The organism is Nocardia sp. BMG111209 (genome assembly GCF_000381925.1).
Lineage (GTDB): Bacteria > Actinomycetota > Actinomycetes > Mycobacteriales > Mycobacteriaceae > Nocardia.
The window spans coordinates 4,844,322-4,867,300 of sequence record NZ_KB907307.1 but is presented as its reverse complement, the minus strand read 5'-3'; the positions used below and the strand labels follow the sequence as shown (position 1 = coordinate 4,867,300).

At 67.6% G+C, this 22,979-nt stretch carries 25 protein-coding genes; 16 read left to right on the top strand and 9 right to left on the bottom strand.

Annotated elements, in window-relative coordinates; translation table 11 throughout:
* The first annotated feature begins 31 nt into the window (after nucleotides 1–31).
* Nucleotides 32–595 (top strand): hypothetical protein, encoded by a 564-nt coding sequence (locus G361_RS0122605; RefSeq protein ID WP_019929398.1) that lies wholly within the window; start codon nucleotides 32–34, stop codon nucleotides 593–595.
* A gap of 122 nt (nucleotides 596–717) precedes the next feature.
* On the opposite strand, the gene G361_RS44495 is transcribed toward G361_RS0122605, so the two are convergent.
* Complete coding sequence (locus tag G361_RS44495) at nucleotides 718–1,332, bottom strand: hypothetical protein (RefSeq protein WP_019929397.1); 615 nt, start codon at nucleotides 1,330–1,332, stop codon at nucleotides 718–720.
* 139 nt (nucleotides 1,333–1,471) lie between these two features.
* Between G361_RS44495 and G361_RS0122595 the strand changes: the two genes are divergently transcribed.
* The 3 genes from G361_RS0122595 to G361_RS0122585 all read left to right on the top strand — a co-directional run bounded on the left by G361_RS0122595 (nucleotide 1,472) and on the right by G361_RS0122585 (nucleotide 5,322).
* Nucleotides 1,472–2,851: a cystathionine beta-synthase gene (locus G361_RS0122595; protein WP_026343378.1), complete on the top strand. Its 1,380-nt coding sequence runs from the start codon at nucleotides 1,472–1,474 to the stop codon at nucleotides 2,849–2,851.
* A gap of 809 nt (nucleotides 2,852–3,660) precedes the next feature.
* Nucleotides 3,661–4,293 (top strand): transglycosylase SLT domain-containing protein, encoded by a 633-nt coding sequence (locus G361_RS0122590; protein ID WP_019929395.1) that lies wholly within the window; start codon nucleotides 3,661–3,663, stop codon nucleotides 4,291–4,293.
* A gap of 210 nt (nucleotides 4,294–4,503) precedes the next feature.
* Nucleotides 4,504–5,322 (top strand): mechanosensitive ion channel family protein, encoded by an 819-nt coding sequence (locus tag G361_RS0122585; RefSeq protein WP_231386964.1) that lies wholly within the window; start codon nucleotides 4,504–4,506, stop codon nucleotides 5,320–5,322.
* A 57-nt stretch (nucleotides 5,323–5,379) separates the two neighbouring features.
* Here the strand turns inward: G361_RS0122585 and G361_RS0122580 are convergent, their stop codons facing one another.
* Entirely contained in the window at nucleotides 5,380–5,727 is a 348-nt protein-coding gene (locus G361_RS0122580) for a DUF6401 family natural product biosynthesis protein (RefSeq protein WP_036494221.1), read from the bottom strand.
* Between the two features lie 173 nt (nucleotides 5,728–5,900).
* Between G361_RS0122580 and G361_RS0122575 the strand changes: the two genes are divergently transcribed.
* A complete protein-coding gene (locus G361_RS0122575; protein ID WP_019929392.1) occupies nucleotides 5,901–7,049 on the top strand; it encodes a cystathionine gamma-synthase in 1,149 nt (382 codons plus the stop codon).
* Between the two features lie 84 nt (nucleotides 7,050–7,133).
* On the opposite strand, the gene greA is transcribed toward G361_RS0122575, so the two are convergent.
* On the bottom strand, nucleotides 7,134–7,628 hold the full coding sequence (greA, locus tag G361_RS0122570; protein ID WP_019929391.1) for a transcription elongation factor GreA: 495 nt from the start codon (nucleotides 7,626–7,628) through the stop codon (nucleotides 7,134–7,136).
* 356 nt (nucleotides 7,629–7,984) lie between these two features.
* Nucleotides 7,985–8,464 carry a DUF4307 domain-containing protein gene (locus tag G361_RS0122565; protein ID WP_019929390.1) on the bottom strand — a complete coding sequence of 160 codons (480 nt, stop codon included), beginning with the start codon at nucleotides 8,462–8,464 and terminating at the stop codon, nucleotides 7,985–7,987.
* Between the two features lie 195 nt (nucleotides 8,465–8,659).
* Between G361_RS0122565 and mca the strand changes: the two genes are divergently transcribed.
* Both mca and G361_RS0122555 read left to right on the top strand, forming a co-directional pair.
* Nucleotides 8,660–9,574, top strand: a complete 915-nt coding sequence (gene mca, locus G361_RS0122560) for a mycothiol conjugate amidase Mca (protein ID WP_036494220.1) — start codon at nucleotides 8,660–8,662, stop codon at nucleotides 9,572–9,574.
* On the top strand, nucleotides 9,574–9,831 hold the full coding sequence (locus tag G361_RS0122555) for a hypothetical protein (protein ID WP_019929388.1): 258 nt from the start codon (nucleotides 9,574–9,576) through the stop codon (nucleotides 9,829–9,831). The genes mca and G361_RS0122555 overlap by 1 nt, the downstream gene beginning before the upstream one ends.
* A gap of 22 nt (nucleotides 9,832–9,853) precedes the next feature.
* Here the strand turns inward: G361_RS0122555 and G361_RS49660 are convergent, their stop codons facing one another.
* Nucleotides 9,854–10,018: a hypothetical protein gene (locus G361_RS49660; protein WP_155981552.1), complete on the bottom strand. Its 165-nt coding sequence runs from the start codon at nucleotides 10,016–10,018 to the stop codon at nucleotides 9,854–9,856.
* Nucleotides 10,019–10,279: 261 nt separating this feature from the next.
* Between G361_RS49660 and G361_RS0122545 the strand changes: the two genes are divergently transcribed.
* Nucleotides 10,280–11,533 carry an MFS transporter gene (locus G361_RS0122545; protein WP_196814530.1) on the top strand — a complete coding sequence of 418 codons (1,254 nt, stop codon included), beginning with the start codon at nucleotides 10,280–10,282 and terminating at the stop codon, nucleotides 11,531–11,533.
* An 83-nt stretch (nucleotides 11,534–11,616) separates the two neighbouring features.
* On the opposite strand, the gene G361_RS44490 is transcribed toward G361_RS0122545, so the two are convergent.
* On the bottom strand, nucleotides 11,617–12,003 hold the full coding sequence (locus G361_RS44490; protein ID WP_063711873.1) for an effector-associated constant component EACC1: 387 nt from the start codon (nucleotides 12,001–12,003) through the stop codon (nucleotides 11,617–11,619).
* A 357-nt stretch (nucleotides 12,004–12,360) separates the two neighbouring features.
* On the opposite strand from G361_RS44490, the gene G361_RS49650 reads away from it, so the two are divergent.
* The 6 genes from G361_RS49650 (at nucleotide 12,361) to infA (ending at nucleotide 17,100) form a co-directional block, all read left to right on the top strand.
* A complete protein-coding gene (locus G361_RS49650; protein ID WP_019929384.1) occupies nucleotides 12,361–12,531 on the top strand; it encodes a hypothetical protein in 171 nt (56 codons plus the stop codon).
* Between the two features lie 134 nt (nucleotides 12,532–12,665).
* Entirely contained in the window at nucleotides 12,666–12,977 is a 312-nt protein-coding gene (locus G361_RS0122530) for a hypothetical protein (RefSeq protein WP_019929383.1), read from the top strand.
* Complete coding sequence (locus tag G361_RS0122525) at nucleotides 12,953–13,369, top strand: DNA-binding protein (RefSeq protein ID WP_036494219.1); 417 nt, start codon at nucleotides 12,953–12,955, stop codon at nucleotides 13,367–13,369. Before G361_RS0122530 ends, G361_RS0122525 begins: the two co-directional genes overlap by 25 nt.
* Before the next feature lie 371 nt (nucleotides 13,370–13,740).
* Nucleotides 13,741–15,795: a thioredoxin domain-containing protein gene (locus tag G361_RS0122520; protein ID WP_019929381.1), complete on the top strand. Its 2,055-nt coding sequence runs from the start codon at nucleotides 13,741–13,743 to the stop codon at nucleotides 15,793–15,795.
* A gap of 373 nt (nucleotides 15,796–16,168) precedes the next feature.
* Nucleotides 16,169–16,870 (top strand): N-acetyltransferase, encoded by a 702-nt coding sequence (locus G361_RS0122515; protein ID WP_019929380.1) that lies wholly within the window; start codon nucleotides 16,169–16,171, stop codon nucleotides 16,868–16,870.
* 8 nt (nucleotides 16,871–16,878) lie between these two features.
* Nucleotides 16,879–17,100: a translation initiation factor IF-1 gene (gene infA, locus G361_RS0122510; RefSeq protein WP_026343373.1), complete on the top strand. Its 222-nt coding sequence runs from the start codon at nucleotides 16,879–16,881 to the stop codon at nucleotides 17,098–17,100.
* Nucleotides 17,101–17,119: 19 nt separating this feature from the next.
* Here infA and G361_RS44485 read toward each other — a convergent pair whose 3' ends face one another.
* Both G361_RS44485 and G361_RS0122500 read right to left on the bottom strand, forming a co-directional pair.
* Complete coding sequence (locus G361_RS44485) at nucleotides 17,120–18,769, bottom strand: adenylate/guanylate cyclase domain-containing protein (protein ID WP_019929378.1); 1,650 nt, start codon at nucleotides 18,767–18,769, stop codon at nucleotides 17,120–17,122.
* Nucleotides 18,770–18,775: 6 nt separating this feature from the next.
* Nucleotides 18,776–19,396 carry a hemolysin III family protein gene (locus G361_RS0122500; protein WP_052172861.1) on the bottom strand — a complete coding sequence of 207 codons (621 nt, stop codon included), beginning with the start codon at nucleotides 19,394–19,396 and terminating at the stop codon, nucleotides 18,776–18,778.
* Nucleotides 19,397–19,822: 426 nt separating this feature from the next.
* Between G361_RS0122500 and G361_RS0122495 the strand changes: the two genes are divergently transcribed.
* Entirely contained in the window at nucleotides 19,823–20,596 is a 774-nt protein-coding gene (locus tag G361_RS0122495; protein ID WP_019929376.1) for an isoprenyl transferase, read from the top strand.
* Between the two features lie 8 nt (nucleotides 20,597–20,604).
* Here G361_RS0122495 and coaA read toward each other — a convergent pair whose 3' ends face one another.
* Nucleotides 20,605–21,537 carry a type I pantothenate kinase gene (gene coaA, locus G361_RS0122490; protein ID WP_019929375.1) on the bottom strand — a complete coding sequence of 311 codons (933 nt, stop codon included), beginning with the start codon at nucleotides 21,535–21,537 and terminating at the stop codon, nucleotides 20,605–20,607.
* 242 nt (nucleotides 21,538–21,779) lie between these two features.
* Here coaA and G361_RS0122485 point away from each other — a divergent pair, with 242 nt between their 5' ends.
* A complete protein-coding gene (locus G361_RS0122485) occupies nucleotides 21,780–22,979 on the top strand; it encodes a hypothetical protein (RefSeq protein ID WP_019929374.1) in 1,200 nt (399 codons plus the stop codon).

Here is a 22,979-nt window from a genome sequence, read left to right as displayed (position 1 = left end):
CCCCAGGGGTCGCACATTTACCATCTGCCCCATGCGTAACAGCCTGGCGTTGACGGTCCTCGCGGGATTCGCGCTGCTGACGGGTTGCTCGGAGCAGCCCCCGGTCCCGGCACCCGGCCCGGTGCCGCCGGTTGTCACCTCGGCGGCGGTGCCGGCCCCCGCGGTGCCGAAATCGGCCGACGATGCCCTCGCCTCTCGGGATGCGCGGCTGACGGTGACCGGCGTCCATCTGGAACATCTGCCCGGTGTCGACCGGGTGATCTACGAACTCGGCGGCGCCGGGGTGCCCGGCTGGCAGGTGCAGTACACCGGGCAGGCGTTGCAGGACGGTAGCGGTACGCCGCTGCCGGTGGCCGGCCGGTCGGTCCTCGAGGTGCGGATCCTCGGTTCGGCGTATCCGTGGGACAGCGGGGTGGACGAGTACGACGGGCCGGATCCGGTGACCGATGCGGGCGTGCCCGGGATCGCCGGGGTCTACGGCACCCAGGTCTACGAGGGCGTCACCCAGTCGTTCATCGGTGTGCAGGCCGATCGACCGGCCTATACGGTCTCCGGCGACCCGGCCCGGCTCGTCGTCGAGATCGCCACCGCCTGAGGCGGTCTCGGCCTCGGTCGCCGTCGGCACCCGACGAGGCCCCGGCGCCGGACGGCGGCAGGTCTGCCGCCGGTCGCCGCGAGACCGCGCGACCGCGGGCCGGCATGGTCCGCGGCCCGGAATCAGGCGGGGGAGTCCTCGACGGACGTGTCCGTGTCGGCGGGCCGGACCGTGCCGGTCTTCTCGTCCAGTGGGGTGGACGGATCGGTGGACCCGACCCGCGCCGACCTGTCGGCGGTCTTCTCGTCGACCGGCGCGGGCTTCGGGGCCTCCGGCGGCGGTCCGAGCACGTCGAAGGAGCCGTGCACGGGGGTCGCGGCATTGTTGGTCGTCACCGTGACCTCGATGTGGCCCGGCCCGGTGTCCTGGAACAGCGAGTACAGGATGCTGCCGTAGATACCCGACACGACGGTGACGTGATAGTCGCCGGTGGCGCCGGTACCGACGTTGCGCCAGGCGACCGTGGTGTCGACCTCGCACAGCGGCGCGAGCGGGTAATCGCCGGGCCCGACGCCCTGGATGGGCAGGGACTGGATGTTGAGCACCGCCCGGCCCGGATAGTCGGGGCCGGTGTCGGCCCAGGTCCGGATGTTGCCCCAGCAGGCGCCGCCGTAGAACAGCGTCTGAATCTGCGGGAATTCGACGGTCTGGGCACTGGCGGAGCCGGGCAGCGCGAGCGTGGCGACGGCCCCGAGGGCCCCGAGCGCGGTGGCGGAAGCGGTCTTCGGAATCCTCACGGCGGCGATGATAAATGCAATCCGAATCCAGCGCGGCAGTATGGCCGGTGCGTCCGCGCTGTGATGTGGACGACAGCGTGCCGCGTCAGTGGCAGGTGCCACGACAGGGCGGTCGGTCGCTTCTGCAACGATGGGTGCCATGCGCATCGCGAACCATGTCGTCGATCTCATCGGCAACACCCCACTCGTTCGACTGAACTCCGTGGTGGGGCCGAATTCCGGCTTGGTGGCGGCGAAGATCGAATACCTGAATCCGGGCGGCAGCTCCAAGGACCGCATCGCGGTCAAGATGATCGATGCCGCCGAGCAGGACGGTCTGCTGCGGCCGGGCGGCACCATCGTCGAGCCCACGTCCGGGAACACCGGGGTGGGCCTGGCCCTGGTCGCGCAGCAACGCGGCTACAAATGCGTCTTCGTCTGCCCGGACAAGGTCAGTGAGGACAAGCGGAACGTGCTGCGGGCCTACGGCGCCGAGGTGGTGGTCTGCCCGACCGCCGTGGCGCCGGAACATCCGGACAGCTACTACAACGTCTCCGACCGCCTGGTCCGCGAGATCCCCGGCGCCTGGAAGCCGGATCAGTACTCCAACCCCGGCGGCCCGGCCAGCCACTACGAGACCACCGGTCCGGAGATCTGGCGCGACACCGAGGGCCGGGTCACCCACTTCGTGGCCGGCGTCGGCACCGGCGGCACCATCACCGGCACCGGCCGTTATCTCAAGGAGGTGTCCGGCGGGAAGGTGCAGATCATCGGCGCCGACCCGGAGGGTTCGGTGTACTCCGGCGGTACCGGCCGGCCGTATCTGGTGGAGGGCGTCGGTGAGGACTTCTGGCCCTCGGCCTACGACCCCGAGATCCCGGACGAGATCATCGCCGTCTCCGACGCCGACTCCTTCGAGATGACCCGGCGCCTGGCCCGCGAGGAGGGGCTGCTGGTCGGCGGTTCGTGCGGTATGGCGGTGGTGGCCGCGCTGCGGGTCGCCGAGCGCGATCCCGACGCCGTGGTGGTGGTGTTGCTGCCCGACGGCGGCCGCGGCTACCTGTCGAAGATCTTCAACGACCAGTGGATGAGCTCCTACGGCTTCCTGCGCACCCGCCTGGATCCGACGCTGCCGGAGCCGTTGGTCGGCGACGTACTGCGCGGCAAGTCGGGCGCGCTGCCCGATCTGGTGCACACGCATCCGCAGGAGACGCTGCGCGACGCGATCGAGATCCTGCGCGAATACGGCGTCTCGCAGATGCCGGTGGTCGGCGCGGAACCGCCGGTGATGGCGGGCGAGGTCGCGGGCAGCGTCACCGAGCGCGATCTGCTGTCGGCGGTGTTCGAGGGCCGCGCCCACCTCACCGATCCGGTGTCCAAGCACATGAGCCCGTCGTTCCCGCTGATCGGCTCGGGTGAGCCGGTCTCGTCGGCGACCAAGGAACTGGAGATGACAGACGCGCTGATGGTCGTGGAGGACGGTAAGCCGATCGGCGTCATCACGCGGCACGATCTGCTCGGTTTCCTGTCCGGCAACTAGTCGGCACACTCCCCGCGCGAAACCCCGGTGGCCACGGCCGCCGGGGTTTTCCCGTCTTCGGGGGCGTTCGGCGGTCGTGCGGGGGTGTAATCCGGGGCCGGGTGATCGCCGCGGCCCGATCCGGCCACCGCATTTCGGCCGATATGACCGTAATGTCGGCTTCCCGAATGTTGCGGGGTCGATACCTACGACCGATTTCAGGTCCGTACGGACCCGTTCCGTCGAGTCTCGAGCGTGACCTTCGAGGGTCCAGCGAACTTCTAATTCGGACAAATCACGCAGGTCGATATCGGCGGGGTAACTTTTTCTGTGACGCACGTCACTTTAAGGTTTTGGATAAAACGCCTGATGGGAGCGATATAGACGGTCCGAACGGACCTTCAACTCGAACCAGTTCACCTTTAGTTCAACTTCAGTTTCTATCGAATTAACTTTGCGAGATCAGGCTGTGATCTGTCGGTTAACAGACCGCAAGTCTGGAAAGCTCAAGGAGTTGTCAACGCTTATGTGGAACACGACGGCGACCGCAGTGCCCGTCCGGCACCGCAGCCGCAGCGTCTGCCGCAATCGCGCGCGCATCTCGCTTCGCCGCCGGGTCGCCAGCCCGTCAGCTGCTGAAGTCGCGTCAGTGTCGGTGGAGAGCCAGAGTCCTCTTCGCTGAGGGGAGCACAGCTCCCCGGTCCCCTTTCAACAGCAAAAGCCACGATCAGCCATTTGCGGGCGAACCTCTCCGAGGGTACCGCCCTGGTTCAGTGCTGCCTGTGGCAGGCCGGTGACGGCCGACGTCCCCAGATAGGAACCACGAACACATGTCTGCAAGCACCATCAAGTCCAGTCGCGTCAAGTCCGCCGCTCGTACCGCCGGTGCCGGCGCCCTGGCCCTGGCCGCCTTCGCGGCCATCACCTCCGCCGGAGGCCACCGCAGCACCGAGGTGCAGCCGGTAGCCCTGCAGTCGACCCTCGCCGCCGCCGCCGATGCGGTGACTGCCAAGGCCAAGCCGATCGACGATCCGGTGGAGGATGCCACCCCCGCATTCGATCCGGCGCAGATCGATGACCCGGCCCCGGCCGCGATGCAGGAGCCGGCGCCGCCGGCCCCCGCGCCCGCCCCGGCCGTCTACTCCAACGACCTGGACGGCTGGATCCACCAGGCCATGGACATCATGAACTCGCACGGCATCCCCGCCACCTACGACGGCATCTACCGCAACGTGCAGCGCGAGTCCTCGGGCGATCCGCGTGCGATCAACCTGTGGGATATCAACGCCATCAACGGAATTCCGTCGAAGGGCCTGCTGCAGGTGATCGATCCGACGTTCCAGACCTACCACGTCGACGGCACCTCCTGGGACATCTACGACCCGGTGGCCAACATCGCCGCGGCCTGCAACTACGCCGCCGCGCGCTACGGCTCGATGGACAACGTCAACTCGGCGTACTGATCCGCGTTCCGTTCCTCACACCGTTTCCGGCCGTGGCCTCCTCGAGAGGCCACGGCCGGCGGCATTTCGGACAAGTTCACGATCTCGGCAATACTCGTGCAAATGGGATGACCGGGTGATCTACTGAGACCAGTTCCATCCTCTCCAGCAGCCGCGGCAGACGGCCGGGCGCGCCTGATTTCGAAGGGAATGGTCGTGTACACCTCCACTGTGGCTATCGATTTCCAGAGGGGATTCACGGACGCGTGGAGTTCGGTCGCGACGTTCGTGCCGAAACTGATCGGATTCATTGTCATCCTGGTGATCGGCTGGATCATCGCGAAGGTCATCTCGCGAATATGCGACCGGGTGCTGCGCCGGGTCGGATTCGATCGCCTGGCCGAACACGGCGGGGTCAACCGGATGCTCGCCAACAGCCGGTACGACGCCACCTCGATGTTCAGCAAGCTGATCTACTACGCGATCATGTTGATCACCCTGCAGCTCGGCTTCGGCACCTTCGGCCCGAACCCGATCAGCCGGATGCTCGACGGCATCGTGTCCTGGCTGCCGAAGGCGGCCGTGGCGATCATCATCGTCTGCGTCGCGGCCGCGGTCGCGCGGGTGGTGATGGATCTGGTCTCGAACATGCTGAGCGGCCTGTCCTACGGCCGGATGCTGGGCCGGATCGCCGCGGTGTTCATCTGGGGTATCGGCATCATCGCCGCGCTCAACCAGATCGGCGTCGCGACCTCGGTCACCACCCCGGTGCTGGTCACCGTGCTCGCCACGATCGGCGGCGTGCTGATCGTCGGCCTCGGTGGCGGCCTGATCCGGCCGATGCAGCAGCGCTGGGAGCACTGGCTGGACACCGTCGAGGGCGAGATGCCGGAGCTGCGTGGCCACGCCGAGGCCTTCCAGCGCGGGCGGGAGGACGCGGCCCGGCAGCGGCAGTGGTCCGCGGCGCCGCAGGGCAGCGGATATCCGCAGGCCACCGCGACGACCTCCGGGTACCAGTACGGCGACCAGACCGGTTACGGCCGGTCGTAGCCGGGGGCGAAGGCTCCGTTCACGGGAGAGGCCCGAGCATCCGCTGCCGGCGGGTGCTCAGGCCTCTCTCTTCGTGTGCGCGCGGGACGCGGGAGCGAGCAGGCAGACGGCGGCCAGCCGCATCGGCAGCCAGCCGGCCTCGGCCCAGCCCGCCACGTCGAGCGGCGCGCGGACGGCCTCGGGGCCGGAGTGTTCCACCAGACCCCGGGCATATCCGGCCAGCAGCACGGAAACCGGTACCGCCGTGGAATTCTCGATTCCGAAGTCGAGAATGTCACGAATTGCGGCCGCATGCTGATCGAGAGTCGCCGACACCGCGGGAACCACCTTCGCGGCATCGGCCGCCGGAACGCCGTGCGACAGTTGCAGGCGGCTCAGCGTCCTTCGCGCCGCCACTTCAGCCATCACAGGTCCGATCGAGAACACGTTGCCACTCTATCGGTTATCCGATATTTATCGCACTGTGATGAATATCTAGCCCATCCGGACAGGGTTATTTGCCGGTTATTTCTCGGTCCCGGGTTCCGGCCGGTACCGTGGCCGCCGGTCCGGGCCGACCGTTCCGTAGGCTCTGGGGTATGACCGACGATTTGCTGGGGTTCTCCACCCGCGCCGTACACGCGGGCTACGACCCGGATCCGCGCACCGGCGCGGTGAACGTGCCGATCTACGCCAGCTCGACCTTCGCTCAGGACGGGGTGGGCAGCCTGCGCGGCGGCTTCGAGTACGCGCGCACCGGCAACCCCACCCGTTCCGCGCTCGAGGCCAATCTGGCCGCGCTGGAGTCGGGCCGATACGGCCGGGCCTTCGCCTCCGGGATGGCGGCCACGGACTGTACGTTACGAGCCGCGCTGCGGCCCGGCGATCATCTGGTCATCCCGAACGACGCCTACGGCGGCACCTTCCGCCTGATCGACAAGGTCTTCACCAACTGGGGTATCGAGTACTCGGTGGCCGCGGTCTCGGATCCGGACGCGGTGCGCGCGGCCATGCGGCCGAACACCAAGCTGGTGTGGGTCGAGACGCCGACCAATCCGCTGCTCAACATCGGTGACATCGCCGCGCTGGCCGATATCGCGCACGCCGGTCGGGCCCGGCTGGTGGTCGACAACACCTTCGCCTCGCCGTATCTGCAGCAGCCGCTGAATCTCGGCGCGGATATCGTGCTGCACTCCACCACCAAATACCTCGGCGGACATTCCGACGTGATCGGCGGCGCGCTGATCACCGACGACGCCGAACTCGACGCGGCCTTCGGATTCCTGCAGAACGGCGCGGGCGCGGTGCCCGGCCCCACCGACGCCTTCCTGACCCTGCGCGGCATCAAGACCCTGGCGGTCCGGATGGACCGGCATTGCGACAACGCCGAGACGCTGGCCGAATTCCTGGTCGATCACCCGGCGGTCGAGCAGGTGATCTACCCCGGCCTGCCGCAGCATCCCGGCTTCGCGGTCGCGCAGAAGCAGATGCGTCGGTTCGGCGGCATGATCTCGGTACGGCTGCGCGGCGGCCGGCAGGCGGCGCTGGACTTCTGCGCGCGCACGCGGATCTTCACCCTCGCCGAATCGCTGGGCGGGGTGGAATCGTTGATCGAACATCCGGGCGCGATGACGCATGCGTCGACGGCCGGTTCCGCGCTGGAGGTGCCGGAGGATCTGGTGCGGTTGTCGGTCGGCATCGAGGACGCCGCCGATCTGCTGGCGGATGTGCAGCAGGCCCTGAGCTGATTTCGGGATACCAACGGCCGCACCGGATCCGGTGCGGCCGTTCGGTTCCCGCGCGCCGATCGGGGACGGGATCGGCCGGATGTCTCAGCTGTGGTACGGCTCCGCGCTGAGCAGCGTCACCTTCATGGTGTTGCCGTTGGGGAGCGTGTATTCGCGGGTCTCGCCGACCTTGGCCTTCAGCAGTGCGGCGCCCAGCGGCGAACTCGGCGAGTAGGTCTCCAGATCGGACTGACCCAGGCCCTCCTCGCGGGTGCCGATCAGGAAGGTCTCGGTATCGCTCTCGTCGCCGTCGTAGTAGACCTTGACGACCGAACCGGGCAGCGCGACACCCGACTGCGACGGCGGCACGCCGACCTTGGCATTGTTCAGCAGCTCCTGCAGTTGGCGGATGCGGGCCTCCTGCTGGCCCTGCTCCTCGCGGGCCGCGTGATAGCCGCCGTTCTCCTTGAGATCGCCTTCTTCGCGGCGTTCGTTGATCTCGGCCGCGATGACCGGACGGTTGGCAATGAGCGCGTCGAGCTCGCCCTTGAGCCTGTCATGCGACTCCGGTGTGAGCCAGGTCACGTTCGTCTCAGTCATCTCGATCAACTCCCTAGTAGTTGTTCCCGGCGGGCCCGGGATTCCCTGATACCCGCTGCCCGTACCCGCTCTGGGTCGAGCGCACACGGCAGCAGTGGACGGCTGGAGCGATCCTGGGGGATGTCCCTCGAGCCCCGGCAGGTTCTGTCCCGAGGGCGTCGTGTGCCCCGGAACCGACAACGCTGGCCGCCAATGCAGCAAACACGGCTCCGATGTTCGGAACCGTGTATCGGCCCATTCTACCACGATTCATAAATTCGCAGGTCGGAGTGGGTGTTCGTGGGCGTTTCGCGGCTGAAACGTGGTGTGAACCGGGCGGTCACGGGGGTGGCCCCCCGCGAGCGACGAGTACCCGATCAGCTCGCTTTCAGATATGCCGGAACGTTGCCACCACATCCGTACACGTTGCCGTTGGCCGGCCGGGCGGTCCCGCGCACCGGCACGTTCACCTCGACGGTACCGCTGCTGGACGGCGGGATCAGAACCTCGCGACGTCCGAGTTCGTTGCCGTCGGCATCCATCGCCCGCACGAAACAGACGGCCGGCCGGTCCGGGTGGGTCCGGGTGACCTTGAAGTGGACGTCGACGGTGGAGTCGTTCACCACCGAATAGCCGAGTTCGTCCGGTTGGATGTCCTTGGGTCCGAATTGGCGATATCCCACATACGCCACGAGCAGTCCGAGCAGCACCACCACCGCGCCGAGCACGAACGGAATTCGCCGCCGCCGCCGGGGTCCGGTGTCCAGTCCGGCCCGCGGCCCGGCATTCCCGTAGCGATCGGCCACCCGCCGGCCGGCGTCGGCGGCGGGATCAATTTCCGGTGTGGCGTCGTTCATCGTGGTGGACCCTCCCGGGGGGTAGATCGGATTGCGCGTGGGTCGGATGGAACTATAGGGAACAGGGAGCTGCGCCCCTTCCGCCCGGCGGGTCTGCCGCCGGTATCCCAGCGCCGGGACGACGCAGCGGCTACCCCAGAGACGACACGGCGAAAGCGACGAGATGACGACGGTGAGCGACGAGGTGAACAAGAGGTGAGCGGCCTTCGTCTCATGGCGGTGCACGCCCATCCCGACGACGAGTCCAGCAAGGGCGCCGCGACCACCGCGAAATACGCCGCGGAGGGCGACGACGTGCTGGTGGTGACGCTCACCGGCGGCGAACGCGGCTCGATCCTGAATCCGGCGATGGACATCCCGGGTGTCCTCGACCGCATCGAGGAGGTGCGCCGGGAGGAGATGGCCGAGGCCGCCAAGGCGCTCGGCGTGCGGCAGCACTGGCTCGGCTTCCGGGACTCCGGCCTGCCCGAGGGCGATCCGCCGCCCCCGCTGGCGGCGGGCAGTTTCGCGCTGGTGCCCCTCGAGGAGGCCACCGAGGCGCTGGTCCGGCAGGTGCGCGAATTCAAGCCGCACGTGATGACCACGTACGACGAGAACGGCGGCTATCCGCACCCGGACCACATCATGTGCCACAAGGTGTCGGTCGCCGCCTTCGAGGCCGCGGGCGATCCGGAGCGCTTCCCCGACGCGGGCGCGCCCTGGACCCCGCTGAAGCTGTACTACGACCACGGCTTCAGCCTGCAACGCCTGCTGATCTTCGCCGACGAGTACGAGCGGATCGGCGATCCGTTCCCGATGCAGGAGTTCCTGGATCGGATCCGGAAAGCGGCCGCCGAGCGCGGCGACATCATGACCCGGGTGACCACCCAGATCGAATGCGCGAAGTATTTCCCGCAGCGTGACGACGCGCTGCGCGCGCACGCGACCCAGATCGATCCCAACGGCGCGTTCTTCGCGGTCCCGCTGGAGATGCAGCAACGCCTGTGGCCCACCGAGGAATTCGAGCTCGCCCGGACCCGGGTGCGCACGGAGATTCCCGAGCACGACCTGTTCGCCGGGATCCGGGAGGCCGACGAGACCGCGGATATCGCGGTGGAGGACGAGTCCTGATGTTCACCCTGCTCGCGCAGTCGACCAATCCGACCGGTCCCGAATTCGGCAAGGCCTCACCGCTGGGCCTGGTCATCGTGCTCATCCTGCTGGCCGGTACGGCACTGCTGATCCGCTCGATGAACAAGCACATCAAGGGCCTGCCCGCCGAATTCTCCCCGGAGCACCCGGAACCGGATCAGGAGGCGGACGAGGGCACCGAACACGGTGCGGCGCATCCGGATTCGGAGAAGCCGGCCGATTCCGGCACTCCCTGAGGGCTTTTCGGCCGGTACTCGATCAGTACCGCAGCCCGGGACGGCGACACAGGTCGCAGTCGCAATCGAAGTACCCGATCCCGGCGCTGCCGCGCGCGCCGCGGCGCTCGGCATCCTCGAGATCGACGAACCAGGGACGGCGGGTGGTCGCCGTCCCTGGCGAGGGAGAGGACAGCGTGTTCTTCATACCGGGTAAATACCCATTCCGGACCGGTACTCGATCACGTTTCGGTATGCGACCCGGGAAATCGCTGACAGGCGCCGACGCCGGATCGATGCCCGCGGCCACCCTCACCGAGCTGTACGGGGTGCCGTCCCGCACGAAGATGACATCGGTGTGCACGTCGACAGCCGGGTAACGGTGGGTACGAACGCGCCGCTGCACACACACCGAGGCGAGCCCGCGCGGCAGAATCGACCCCGAGCCCGAACGAAGGAAGTGCCGCCGATGGATCCGCACATATCGGCGATGCGCCCCGAACCTGTCGCCACATCCGGCCGCGCGAATGCCGTCCGAGCCCTGCGATCCCGCCCGTTCCGCTGGTATTTCGCAGGCCAGATAGCCTCTGCCAGTGGTTCTTTCGTGCAATCGACCGCGATCGGCTGGCTGGTCCTGCAACTGACCGGCTCCCCGGCCTCCCTGGGTGTGGTCCTGGCCGCGGGTGGCGTACCGCCGCTGCTGCTCGGCCCGTGGGGCGGAGTGATCGCCGACCGAGTCGACCTGCGTCGCCTGCTGATCGGCACCCAGATCGCCTTCGGCCTGCTGGCCGCCCTGCTGTGGCTGGCCGCGGCAACGGGCCACGCCGGCGTCGCACTGGTCGTGGCGATCACGGTCGTGAGCGGCATCGTGCAGATCGTCGACGCACCCGCCCGCCAATCCTTCGTCGCCCAACTGGTCCCACCCGCGGACCTGGCGAGCGCCGCCGCCGTGAACGGCATAGTCCAGAACAGCGCCCGCGTGGTCGGCCCCGCCCTGGCCGGCGTCCTGATCGCGACGATCGGCACCACCCCCTGCTTCGCGGTGAACGCGATCTCCTACCTGGCCGTGATCGCCGCATTGGTCCTGATCCGCCCCCTGCCCACAACCGCCCCGGTGACCGCGCATCCCGGCGGCGTCGCGGCGGCCCTGCGCTACGCCCGCACCCGGCAACAACTCTGGCTCCCCCTGACCATGATGGCCCTGGTCGGCGTGCTGGCCTTCAACTTCCCCGTCATCCTGCCGGTCTTCGCCGAACACACCTTCCACGGCACCGGCGGCACCTACGGCCTACTGTCCGCGATGCTCAGCATCGGATCCGTGGCCGGATCCTTCGCGGTCGGCCTGATCCGCCACCCGCGCCGCCTCTACCTGGTAGCCGCGGCCGCCGCCTTCGCCGCCGGACTCACCCTGACCGCAGTGGTCCCGAATCTGATCACGGCCTGCATAGCCCTGGCCGTAACCGGCTGCGCCGCTTTCGGTTTCGTAACCCTGGCCTCCACGGCCCTGCAACTGCACGCCGACCCCGCCTACCGAGGCCGGATCATGGCCCTCTGGGTCTTCGTCTTCCTCGGCACCACCCCGATCGGCAGCATCCTCACCGGCTGGATCATCGATACCTCCGGCCCCCGCGCCGCGCTCCTCACCGGCGCCGCCGCCTGCCTGATCGCCGCCGCAGTCGCCGCCCGAGTCCACACCCCACCCCATCCGGACGACGTGCCCTGAGCGTCACATGCCGAAAGACCCGGTGCGGCAAGCAATTCCGGCAGCGATCCGCCACTGCGGCGCCGGTGACCGCGAGGTACCCGTCAGTCCTGCCCGGTACGGGTCTGCGTCTCGCGCACCGAATCCGCCGAGAGATCCGCGATCAGGCTCCGCGAGTCCTCATCATCCGGACCCACATCCTCGGCGCTGAATTCCACCGCCACACCATCGGCCCGCGCCACTGTCAGCGTGAGGTCGCCACGCTGCCCACGGATCCAGGTGATGAGTGCGCTGTTCAGCGCCGTCGCGGCGCCGTCGGTCCCCAGCGCGACGGTCAACGTCTCGATCGCCGGACCGAGCGCACCCACCGGCGGCATCCTGCGGGTCAGCCGCACCCGCCCGCGCAGAGCATCGTCGGCCGACAGTCGAGATCGCAACGCACGCAGGTCGTCACTGTTCCCCGACGTCGTAACGGAAACGGATTCTGGCACGCCCACCTACCCACCCCTCGGATCGTGTCGAGCGCCGCCAATTTATCACTGAACGGCTTGTGCGCTCGCATATTTCGCGATTCGCTTGTGCGCACCCTGCGCAGGGACATGGAGTGTTCCGATCCTGCCGATACCGCGGGCGTCGTATGCCTCGCCGCACTGCGGATTACCGGTAGTAGTGGCGGCGATGGCGATCCGTGGCCGCCGCGATCGATACTAGGGGGTCGCTGGCCGCAGCGGTGGAGCGGGATGTGCCGATTCTGCTGTCCGTGGGGTACGCCAGTTTTCACTGGAGATGTCACATGAGTTGTTGAGCAACATAGTCTTCCGAAAGGTGTTTCGACCTGCGAAGATTCCATGCAGACCGATGAAGACGCTCGAGTTGTCGATGGTGCCATCTTCGCCGAGCTGGACGTGGAGATGCGGGTGTCCCGCGAACCTTCCGAGTCGGGCGCGGCCTACACCCCGGATCTCGGACGTGTCCAGCAATCGGGAACATCCAGTAAGACCGAGGGCGTAACCGAATGACATACCACGAACCGACATCGGATCCGCCACAGTTCCGAGAGTCTCGCTTGTTGTGGGTAGGTGCGTTCCACGGGCCATGAGCGCCCTGACACACGGTGGATGCCGTTTCCTACTTCGAGTAGTAAACTGACGGCATGACTGCGTTGCGCGATGAGTATCCGCCTGGCGATGGGCCGGCCGCGAAGGTGAGTGTTTCGCTCAGAGCCGGCAACATCCGGGCGGTCAAGGAGCGAGTAGGTTCGCGGGGGTTTTCGGCCTACGTCGACGCAGCCGTGGAGCGCCAGATTGAACGCGATCTTCTCGAAGAGGCGCTGCTCGTGAATGAAGAAGAGGCAGGCGTGATTTCGCAGGAAATCAAGGATGAAGCGGCTTCTCTGTTCCGTGAGGTGAAGTCCGCGCCCGAATTGCAGGGAGGCAGTGCGTGGCACGCCCGCAAAGCCGACTGACCGCCGGAACTCTTGTGCTCGACAGCGAAGGACTGTCGAAGTGGTGTGCAGCGGATCAGAAGGTCACCGCGTATGTCCGTGAGGCTCAAGACAACGACTTCCGTGTGATTGTCACTGCCCTCACTCCCATCGAGGCATACGACATGAAGGTCAAGAATGAGCGTTTTCGCTGGCACCTGTCTCGTTTGCGGATCGAACCTGTGACAGACGAGATCGCATTCGATGCGATCGGCCTTCTCCGCGAAGCCGGCCTGCACGGGCACAAGTATGCGATAGATGCCGTGGTGGCCGCGACGGCCCTGCATGCGACCAAGCCTGTGGTGATCTTGACCTCGGATGTGGACGATATGACCAAGCTGTGCGGCAAAGGTGTACGTGTCGTGGCGGTGTAAACAGTCATCAATTGCTTCGATGCGGCGTGTTATGTCGCATCCGGTGTATGCTCGGCTGCCGGAGTTTTTCGGCTGATCTGAGTAGAATTTCTTTTATACATCGTCGGCCATTAACCGGCTCGATGGCGGCTATTTCCAAGGAATCGGACACATCGTCGATTACTGCATGTGACTTCAATAGTTCGGCTCCGGTCGGCAGGGGTCGTGTGCGATATCCTCCGGACCACAAGTTGAGGTCATTTCTGAAACACGAGGCCGGTGATGAACACCGGTTGGCACGACCTGTCGGCATCTGCTTCGGGCTGCGCCGCTCGGACAAGTCTCGCTCGGCCTCAGCGGTGCATCTCTCATGAGTATGGGAGGCTGGCAGGGTGAACCATTTGACCAGTGCGACCTCGCCTTATCTGCGCCAGCACGCCGAAAACCCGGTCGACTGGCGGCAGTGGGATGCCGAGGCGCTGGCGGAGGCGGTGGAGCGGGATGTGCCGATTCTGCTGTCCGTGGGGTATGCGAGTTGTCACTGGTGTCATGTGATGGCGCACGAGTCGTTCGAGGATGAGGCGACTGCGGCGGTGATGAACGCGAACTTCGTGTGCGTGAAGGTGGATCGCGAGGAGCGGCCCGATCTGGATGCGGTGTACATGGCGGCGACCGTTGCCATGACCGGGCAGGGTGGGTGGCCGATGACGTGTTTCCTCACGCCGGCGGGGGAGCCGTTCTACTGCGGTACCTATTATCCGAAGGTGGCGCGTGGGGGGATGCCCTCGTTCACGCAGTTGCTCGACGCCGTGACGGAGACCTGGCGGGATCGGCGGGGTGAGGTGGACCAGGCGGCGGCGCAGGTGGTCGATGCGTTGCGGGCGCAGGCCGACGGGTTGCCGGAGACCGATGCGACCGTGACATCCGAACTGCTGGATCAGGCTGTGGCCCTGGTGGTTCGGGATGTCGATTCGCACAACGGGGGATTCGGTGGGGCGCCGAAGTTTCCGCCGTCCGCGTTGCTGGAGGGGTTGTTGCGGCATGTCGAGCGGACCGGTGACGAGCAGGCGCTCGCGGTGACGGCGCTGACTGCCGAGGCGATGGCCCGGGGTGGTATCTACGATCAGTTGCGCGGTGGGTTCGCGCGGTATTCGGTCGATGCTTCGTGGGTGGTACCGCATTTCGAGAAGATGTTGTACGACAATGCGCAATTGCTGCGTGTGTACGGGCATCTCGCTCGGCGGTTCTCGAATGTAACAGTGGGGCAGATGGTTTCGTCGTCCGCGCGGGTCGCGGCCGAGACGGCTCGATTCCTGATCGATGATCTTGGTACCGCCGAGGGTGGGTTTGCCTCCGCTTTCGATGCCGATACGCATGTCGAGGCGGGTGCGGCCGGTGTCGAGGGGGCCACCTATGTGTGGACTCCGGAGCAGTTGCGGGAAACGCTCGGTGTAGACGACGGTGATTGGGCTGCGGCATTTTTCAATGTGACCGCCTCGGGCACCTTCGAACACGGGACCTCGGTGCTCACCCGGTACCGGGATCCGGAGGATCCGGCGCATTTGGAACGGATTCGGTTGCGGCTGCGGGATGTTCGCGATCGGCGCCCACAGCCGGAGCGGGACGACAAGGTGGTGACCGCCTGGAACGGGATCGCGATCACCGCGCTCGCCGAAGCCGGTGCGGCACTGGGACATTCGGAGTGGGTCGAGGCGGCTGTGCGCTGTGCCCGGTACCTGCTGGCCGAACATGTCACGGACGATCGGGTGGTGCGGGCCTCGTTGGGCGGTGTGGCCGGTGCGGCCCCGGGTGTGCTGGAGGATTACGCGTGGCTGACCACGGGGCTGCTCGCGCTGTACCAGGCCACCGGTGATCCGCAATGGCTCGGTCCTGCCGAGCGCCTGCTCGACGCCGCGATCGATCTGTTCGCCGATTCGGCGCAGTCGGGCAGTTGGTTCGATACCGCCGCCGATGCCGAATCGCTGGTCACCCGGCCGCGTGACCCGTTCGACGGTGCCACGCCGGCCGGTGCCTCCGCACTCGCCGAGGCGCTGTTGACCGCCTCGGTGCTCACCGGGCCGGAGCGGGCCGGACGGTACCGGGTGCTGGCCGACGCCACCCTCGCCCGGGGCGCGATCGTGCTGGCCCGGGCCCCGCGTTCCGGTGGTCACTGGCTGGCCGTCGCCGAGGCGGCGCTGGCCGGGCCGATCCAGGTGGCGGTTGCCCTGCCCGCCGACGCGGATGCGAGCGAACTACTCACCGCGGCAAGGCAATTCGCTCCCGGCGGCTCGGCAGTGCTTGCCGGATCGGAGAATTCGAGCCCGCTGTTGGTCGATCGGCCGCCGGTCACGGGGCGCCCCGCCGCCTACGTCTGCCACGGCACGGTGTGCGATCTTCCGACCACCGATCCGGAGGCGTTGATCGCCGCACTCGATTCGGTTCGCTGATCGGAACTCACGGGTCCGCCCGTCACTGTGGAGTGCGATGGGCGGAAGGTCTCGTCGGCGGTCGGCGGTCGGCGGTCGGCGGTCGGGGGGCGGGGGGCGGTCATCGAAAAAGGGTTGGCGGGAACGGCGGGCCGACTGATACTGTCCGGGAACCGTGACATTCGGCAAGGAGGTGAGACCCGTGAACACTATGAGCATGTGGGGCCTCCCTCTCGTCATCACGGTCGGGCGAACGATCTAGCCGTCGCCGGGAGCGCCTGCACAGCAAGGCAATCCCGAAAGGCGACGACCGATGACTTTCACACCATTCACACCCGGTACGGGTGAACCCACCGCAACGATCACCCGAGTTGCGGAAACACAATGGCACGCGGTGGCCGACGACCGAGTGGTCGGCCGAGGCGAGGCCACACAGCGGCCCGACGGCCGGATCTTCCTCAGCATCGACGCATGGCACGAGCCGGTTTTCGACGAACTGGCCGCGGCGATGCTGCCGAATCTGCCCGCGCCGCTGTACACGGTGGTCGACGAGGTCGACACCGCACTGCGAATCGCCTGGGAGCGAGCGGGTTTCGCTATCGGCCGCCGGGAGTGGGAATACTTCCTGTCCACCGGCGGTCTCGACAAGGCGCCGATTCCTGAGGAGGTGACGATCCTGCCGCTCGGCGCGGCGCGAGCAGAACCACTCCGGCTGGCGGACGACACGATTCGCGCCGAGATCGAGGCCGGGGCCGGTGGTTTCGTGCCGGTCGAGATCGTCGCCTGCCCGGACGGGCGGGTGCCGGTCGATCCGGCACGGTATGCGGTCGCGGTCGGATCGGGCGGCTACGTCGGCCTGCTCCGGATCGGGATGCGCCGCCGGCATGCCCGGATCGAGTTCGTCGGCGTGCGCGTCGATCATCGCCGCCGCGGCATCGCCCGAGCCCTGCTCACCGAGGTGCTCGGCGCACTGCACCGGTCCGGGATCGCGACGGTGTCGGCATATGTGAACGCCGCCGACACCGCCACTCTCGGGCTGTTCGACGGCATCGGCGGCGGTCGTGCGGGCAGCAACCTGGAGTTGGTGCTGCGATGAGCGATCGGATGAACAACGGCAAAGGTATCGAGATCGAGGGCACCGTCGTCGAGTGCCTGCGCAACGCCACCTTCCGGGTGGAACTCCCCAACGGGCACACGGTACTCGCGCACATCAGCGGGAAGATCCGGAAGAACTACATCAAGATCCTGCCGCAGGACCGGGTGCTCGTGGAGCTGAGCCCCTACGACCTCGCCCGCGGCCGAATCCTGTTCCGGTACCGCACGTAACGGTGAGCCGGGCCGGGTACTACGGTGCCCGGCCCGGCTGCGGCGCCGACCCGTCGCCGGTCTCCAGGATCGGCCGGATGTCGACAGCGGCCCGGTCGGCGATGTCGATTTCGGCCGACGCGGTGACGAAATCGGTTGTGGCGGCGACGGGAACACCCGCAGCACCGGCGGAATCGGTCCCGACATCGGGCAACTCCACCGGCACATCGGTCCAGCAGTAGGTCGGCGCGGGCCGCCCGCGGAGCTGGATGGTCTCGTACCGTTGCCAATTCGTGCCCTCGGCAGCGGTGGCGGCCTCGATCACGTCCTGGCTCACCAGGATTCGGCGCGGCACCCGTTTCGCCTCGGTGGTGAGCCGGGCCGCCTCGTTGACCGCGTCGCCGATCACGGTGAACTCCAGGCGGGTGTCGGTGCCGACGTCCCCGGCGAACACCAGACCCCGCGCCACGCCGATCCCGATGTCGAGTTCGGCCGCCGCGATCACCTCGTCGCGGATCCGGCGGGCGGCGCGCAGCGCGGGAGTCGCGTTGTCCGCCATGGGAATCGGTGCGCCGAAGATGCACAGTGCGGCGTCGCCCTCGAATTTGTTGACCAGGCCGCCGTTCTCCTCGGTGGCGGCGACCACCGTCGACAGGAGCCGGTTCAGCGTGGCGACGAATTCGCGGGGCGGCAGGCCGGTGGACATCTGCACCGATCCGGTCACGTCGACGAACAGGGTGGTCACCTCGCGCAGGTCGCCGGTGAGGTCGGCGCCGCCGGCGAGGGCTCGGGCGGCCACCTGCGGGCCGACGTGGCGGCCGAACACGTCCCGCATGCGTTCGCGCTCACGGAGATTCGCCACCAGTTCGTTCACCGAGTGTTCCAGGCGGCCGATCTCGCTGGTGCTGCCGATCGGGACCTCGACGTCGAGGTCGCCGTGCGCCACCCGGTCCACTGCGCGGCGCAGCAGCCGCAGCGGTTCGGCGACGGCCAGCGCGAGGGCCGACGTCGCCAGCGCGCCGACCGCGATACTGATGCACGCCAGATAGATGCCGGTGCGGACCCGTTCCGCGGTACCGGATTCGGCATCGGACAGCACCGTGATCAGGCCCAGCATCGGCACGGCCGCCGATACGATCCACGACACCACCACGCGGTTCAGCACGGTGGCGCTCCAGTGCATGGCGGGGCCGAGTACCGCGGCCACCGCGGGAATGGTCGGCCGGATCATCCGGTCGACGATCAGGAAGGTCAGCCCGGCCGATTCGAACGCGCCGAGGGTGAACATACCGAGCACGGTGGGCAGCGCCCGGCGGTCGATCTCGTGGGCGAACAGGATGCCCGCGATGATCACGCCCGGCAGCCAGATCGCCAGTGCCCGTGCGGTGATCGCGATCGGCAGTTGCAGCAGCCGCCGGGCCTCCACCGGGCCCGGCCCGCGGTGGGCGTCGAGCCAGCCGAAGTAGTGGTCCCGGTCCCGGACGGCCAGCACGATCCCGGCCAGCGCGCCCAGCGTCGGATAGATCGCGATCCGCGACACCGCCGACATCCAGTCCGCGCCCATCCGGCCGAGGAAACCGCTGAGCCACAATTCGCTGACGATCACGCCGAGGCCGCTGAGGTTGCAGGCCATCACCACCGCCGACAGGCCCCAGCGTGCCCGCAGCGCCCACAGAATCAGCCGGCCCATGAGCGTCTACGGTAGTACCAGCCACACCGCCACGTAGTGACATATGGCCGCGAGAACCGTTGCCGCATGGAAGAACTCGTGATGACCGAAGACCCGGGGCCAGGGATCGGGCCATTTGGCCGCGTACAGGATCGCGCCGACGCTGTAGGCGATCCCGCCGACGAGCAGCAACACCATCGGCGTCACCCCGACCCGGTGCGTGAGCGTGGCCGCCACCGGCACGATCGCCCAGCCGAGCAGCAGATACAGCGGCACCCCCACCCAGCGTGGCGCGGTCGGCCACAGCAGTTTCAGGCCCACCCCGGCCACCGCGCCGATCCACACCACGGTCAGCAGGGTCACGCCGGACTGCCGGGGCAGGCCCAGCAGCGCGAACGGGGTGTAGCTGCCCGCGATGAACAGGAAGATCATCGAATGGTCGGCGCGTTTCATCCGCATCCGGGTGCGGTCGCTGCGCCAGGTGACCCGGTGATAGGTGGCGCTCACCCCGAACACGCCGCACACCGTCAGCGCGTACACCAGTGTCGACCAACCGGCCAGCGTCGATCGCGTGGCCGCGACGGAGACCAGCACGATCCCCGCGACCGCCGCGAATCCGACGGCATAGGTGTGGATCCATCCCCGCATCAGCGGTCTGACCACGGCTTCGACGGCCGCCGGCACCCCGGTCACCGGCCCCTCGTCCACGGACACGTACTTACCTCCCGAGTAACCTACGGTTCCGTAGGTTTGCTTCGTCACTGTACCGCCCGCGCGCCCCGGCGAGGCGCCGATGTCGCTGTGCCCCGCCCGACTTGCACCCGGCGGGCCACGGCTGATTTGGTGGGAGTACACGGGTGCCTTCCCTGGAACCTGCCGGTCCGGCCGCACTAGGGTATGACCTGTGCCAGCCACCGCGGCTCCGACTCGTGCGGCCGAACTCGCGGAGAGGTGAACCAGCATCGCGCAGAGGCGGACGAGTATGGACAATGCGGAGAGGCGGTCGAGCATCTGTGACGGACAGCCGAGGCGCCCGAAGCCGAACCCGGAGCGGTCGATGAGCGGGGGCGCGGCGTGAAGGCCAGGCTGCGGCTGCTGCCCTATCGCGTCTACGAGACGCGGCTGTCGAAACAACTCGCCGGCCGGCAGCACCCCCGGCACGTCGCGGTGGTCTGCGACGGCAACCGGCGCTGGGCCCGCGAGAACGGCTTCACCGATGTCGCGCACGGCCATCGGGTCGGCGCGCTGAAGATCGCCGAACTGGTGGACTGGTGTCATGCCGAGGGCATCGAACTGGTCACCGTCTACCTGCTGTCCACCGAGAATCTGCGCCGCGCGCCGGACGAGCTGGAAACCCTGTTCGAGGTGATCCCCGACGTGGTCGAGGAGTTGTCCGCGCCGGAGAAGAACTGGAGCGTGCGCATCGTGGGCTCGCTCGACGGCCTGCCGGGCGAGATCGCGCGCCGGATGGAGAAGGCCGCGGCCGAGACACACGGCCGCAGCGGCGTGCACGTCAACGTCGCGATCGGATACGGCGGACGGCAGGAGATCGCCGACGCGGTGCGGTCCCTGGTGCGGCAGGAGATGGCCGCGGGGGAGACCGGTGAGGATCTGGTGCAGTCGATCACCGTCGACGCCATCGGCCAGCACCTGTACACCTCGGGTCAGCCGGATCCGGATCTGGTCATCCGCACCTCCGGCGAGCAGCGGCTGTCCGGATTCCTGTTGTGGCAGAGCGCATATTCGGAGATCTGGTTCACGGAGGCGTACTGGCCGGCGTTCCGGCGGGTGGACTTCCTGCGCGCACTGCGCGATTACGCCGCCCGCCACCGCCGGTACGGCATCTGAGCCCCGATTCAGAGCTTGCGCAACCGGATTCGATTGATGGCGTGATCGCCGTCCTTGCGCAGCACCAGGGTCGCGCGCGGCCGGGTGGGCAGAATGTTCTCCACCAGATTCGGCCGGTTGGTGGAGTTCCAGATCTCCTGTGCGGTGGCGGTCGCCTCGTCGTCGGTCAGCTTCGCATAGTGATGGAAGTGCGAATTGGGATCCGAGAATGCCGTTTTGCGCAGTGTGAGAAAACGATTGATATACCACTGCTCGATATCCTCGATGCGCGCGTCGACATAGATCGAGAAATCGAACAGATCCGACACCATGAGCCGCGGTCCGGTTTGCAGTACGTTCAGCCCCTCGACGACGAGGATGTCCGGTTGCCGCACGCAGTGGAAATCATTCGGCACGATGTCGTACAGGATGTGTGAATACACCGGTGCGCACACCTCGGCCGCACCGGATTTCACCTCGGTGACGAAGCGCAGCAACTTGCGCCGGTCGTAACTCTCCGGGAAACCCTTGCGGTGCATGATTCCGCGACGGTTCAATTCCGCTGTGGGGTAGAGGAATCCGTCGGTGGTGATGAGGTCCACCCGGGGATGGTGCTCCCACCTGGCCAGCAGCGCCTGGAGCACGCGCGCGGTGGTGGATTTGCCGACGGCCACGCTGCCCGCGATACCGATCACGAACGGTACCTGGTGGTCGGGATGGGTTTCGCCGAGGAAGGTCGCGGTCGCCGCGAACAATCGTTGCCGGGCCGCGACCTGCAGATGGATGAGCCGGGCCAGTGGCAGATAGACCTCGGCCACCTCTTCCATGTCGATCTGCTCGCCGAGTCCGCGCAGACCGGTCAGTTCTTCCTCGGTGAGTACCAGAGGAGTGGATTTCCGCAGCGTGCGCCACTGTTTACGGTCGAATTCCACATAGGGACTCGGCTCGCTCATCCGTGCCATTTACCCACGACCCCGTCCCGCCAAACTTCGTTGTTCGGGCGAGCGGCATCGCCATGGCGTGATCCGTACGACGCTGCTCGCATAACCGAATTGTCCTCCGGGCCAACAGTGTGCCGCACCCGGGGTCGTACTACCGCTGGGTAACTTGGAGTGATATTTCTCTCCGCCGCCGCTGCGCGCGCACTCCCGGGCGTCCTCGCGGCGCTGCGCGGGTCCGGGTCGGCGGACTATCGTCTCCGGACATGGACGCGCACTCGCTGGTGCCGGAATACCTCCGGCTGGGGCTGGCATTCGACCGTCTCGAACCCGGTTTCGTCGATGCCTACACCGGCGATCCGGCACTGCGCCGGGAGGTGACCGACGGTCCCGCCCCACAGCCGCGCGCGCTGGCCCGCCGGGCCGCCGAGTTGCGCCGGGAGGTGCCCGCGGCCGGGCTGCCGGCCGCCCGCGCGGAATTCCTCGAGGTGCATCTGCGCGCGCTGGAATGTTCGGCGCGCAAGTTCGCGGGCGACGCGATCCCGTTCGTCGAGGAGGTCCGCGAGTATTTCGACGTCGACATCGCGCCCGGCGAGGTCGAGGACTATCGGGAGGCGCACCGGCACCTGGACGAGGTGCTGGCCGGCGACGGACCTCTGCTGGACCGGATGACCGCGCACCGCAAGGCCGACGAGATCCCGTCCGAGCGGCTGCGCGACTGCGTGGACGCCTTCTCCGGCGCGCTGCGGGAGAAGGTGCGGGCCCGGTATCCGCTGCCCGATCACGAACAGATCGACTACGAGGTGGTCGGCGACAAGCCGTGGTCCGGGTTCAACTACTACCTGGGCGACTACCGCTCCAAGGTCGCGATCAACTCCGATCTGAAACAGCACATGGCACATCTGCCCGCGCTGATCGCGCACGAGGCCTACCCGGGCCATCACACCGAACACTGCCGCAAGGAGGCGGGCCTGGTGTCGGCCGGACAGGCCGAGCAGACCCTGTTCCTGGTGAACACGCCGCAATGCCTGATGGCCGAGGGCCTGGCGGATCTGGCGCTGAAGTCGATCGTCGGCCCCGGCTGGGGCCGCTGGGCCGAGGAGATCTACGCCGACCTGGGCCTGCGCTTCGACGGTGAGCGCGCCGAGCGGGTCTCCCTCGCCGCCGCGAAACTGCTCGGCGTGCGACAGGACGCGGCCCTGCTGCTGCACGACCGCGGCCGCGACGCCGACGAGGTGGCCGAATTCCTCCAGCGCTGGAGCCTGACCACGCCGGAACGGGCCAGGCAGTCGCTGCGATTCCTGTCGTCACCGCTGTGGCGGGCCTACATCAGCACCTATGTGGAGGGGTACCGGCTGCTCGGCGACTGGCTGGACCGGGCCGCCGACGCGGACGACCGCGCCGACCGCTTCGGCCGGCTGCTGGACGAACCGCTCACACCCGGTGCGCTCCGCCGGATGTCCTAG

Bases quoted from the DNA above. Each gene is read 5' to 3' on its own strand.
- G361_RS0122605 (WP_019929398.1), top strand. From the start codon at position 32: ATGCGTAACAGCCTGGCGTTGACGGTCCTCGCGGGATTCGCGCTGCTG.
- G361_RS0122595 (WP_026343378.1), top strand. From the start codon at position 1,472: ATGCGCATCGCGAACCATGTCGTCGATCTCATCGGCAACACCCCACTC.
- G361_RS0122590 (WP_019929395.1), top strand. From the start codon at position 3,661: ATGTCTGCAAGCACCATCAAGTCCAGTCGCGTCAAGTCCGCCGCTCGT.
- G361_RS0122580 (WP_036494221.1), bottom strand. From the start codon at position 5,727: ATGGCTGAAGTGGCGGCGCGAAGGACGCTGAGCCGCCTGCAACTGTCG.
- G361_RS0122575 (WP_019929392.1), top strand. From the start codon at position 5,901: ATGACCGACGATTTGCTGGGGTTCTCCACCCGCGCCGTACACGCGGGC.
- greA (WP_019929391.1), bottom strand. From the start codon at position 7,628: ATGACTGAGACGAACGTGACCTGGCTCACACCGGAGTCGCATGACAGG.
- G361_RS0122565 (WP_019929390.1), bottom strand. From the start codon at position 8,464: ATGAACGACGCCACACCGGAAATTGATCCCGCCGCCGACGCCGGCCGG.
- G361_RS0122555 (WP_019929388.1), top strand. From the start codon at position 9,574: ATGTTCACCCTGCTCGCGCAGTCGACCAATCCGACCGGTCCCGAATTC.
- G361_RS49660 (WP_155981552.1), bottom strand. From the start codon at position 10,018: ATGAAGAACACGCTGTCCTCTCCCTCGCCAGGGACGGCGACCACCCGC.
- G361_RS0122545 (WP_196814530.1), top strand. From the start codon at position 10,280: ATGGATCCGCACATATCGGCGATGCGCCCCGAACCTGTCGCCACATCC.
- G361_RS49650 (WP_019929384.1), top strand. From the start codon at position 12,361: ATGCAGACCGATGAAGACGCTCGAGTTGTCGATGGTGCCATCTTCGCC.
- G361_RS0122530 (WP_019929383.1), top strand. From the start codon at position 12,666: ATGACTGCGTTGCGCGATGAGTATCCGCCTGGCGATGGGCCGGCCGCG.
- infA (WP_026343373.1), top strand. From the start codon at position 16,879: ATGAACAACGGCAAAGGTATCGAGATCGAGGGCACCGTCGTCGAGTGC.
- G361_RS44485 (WP_019929378.1), bottom strand. From the start codon at position 18,769: ATGGGCCGGCTGATTCTGTGGGCGCTGCGGGCACGCTGGGGCCTGTCG.
- G361_RS0122500 (WP_052172861.1), bottom strand. From the start codon at position 19,396: ATGCGGGGATGGATCCACACCTATGCCGTCGGATTCGCGGCGGTCGCG.
- coaA (WP_019929375.1), bottom strand. From the start codon at position 21,537: ATGGCACGGATGAGCGAGCCGAGTCCCTATGTGGAATTCGACCGTAAA.
- G361_RS0122485 (WP_019929374.1), top strand. From the start codon at position 21,780: ATGGACGCGCACTCGCTGGTGCCGGAATACCTCCGGCTGGGGCTGGCA.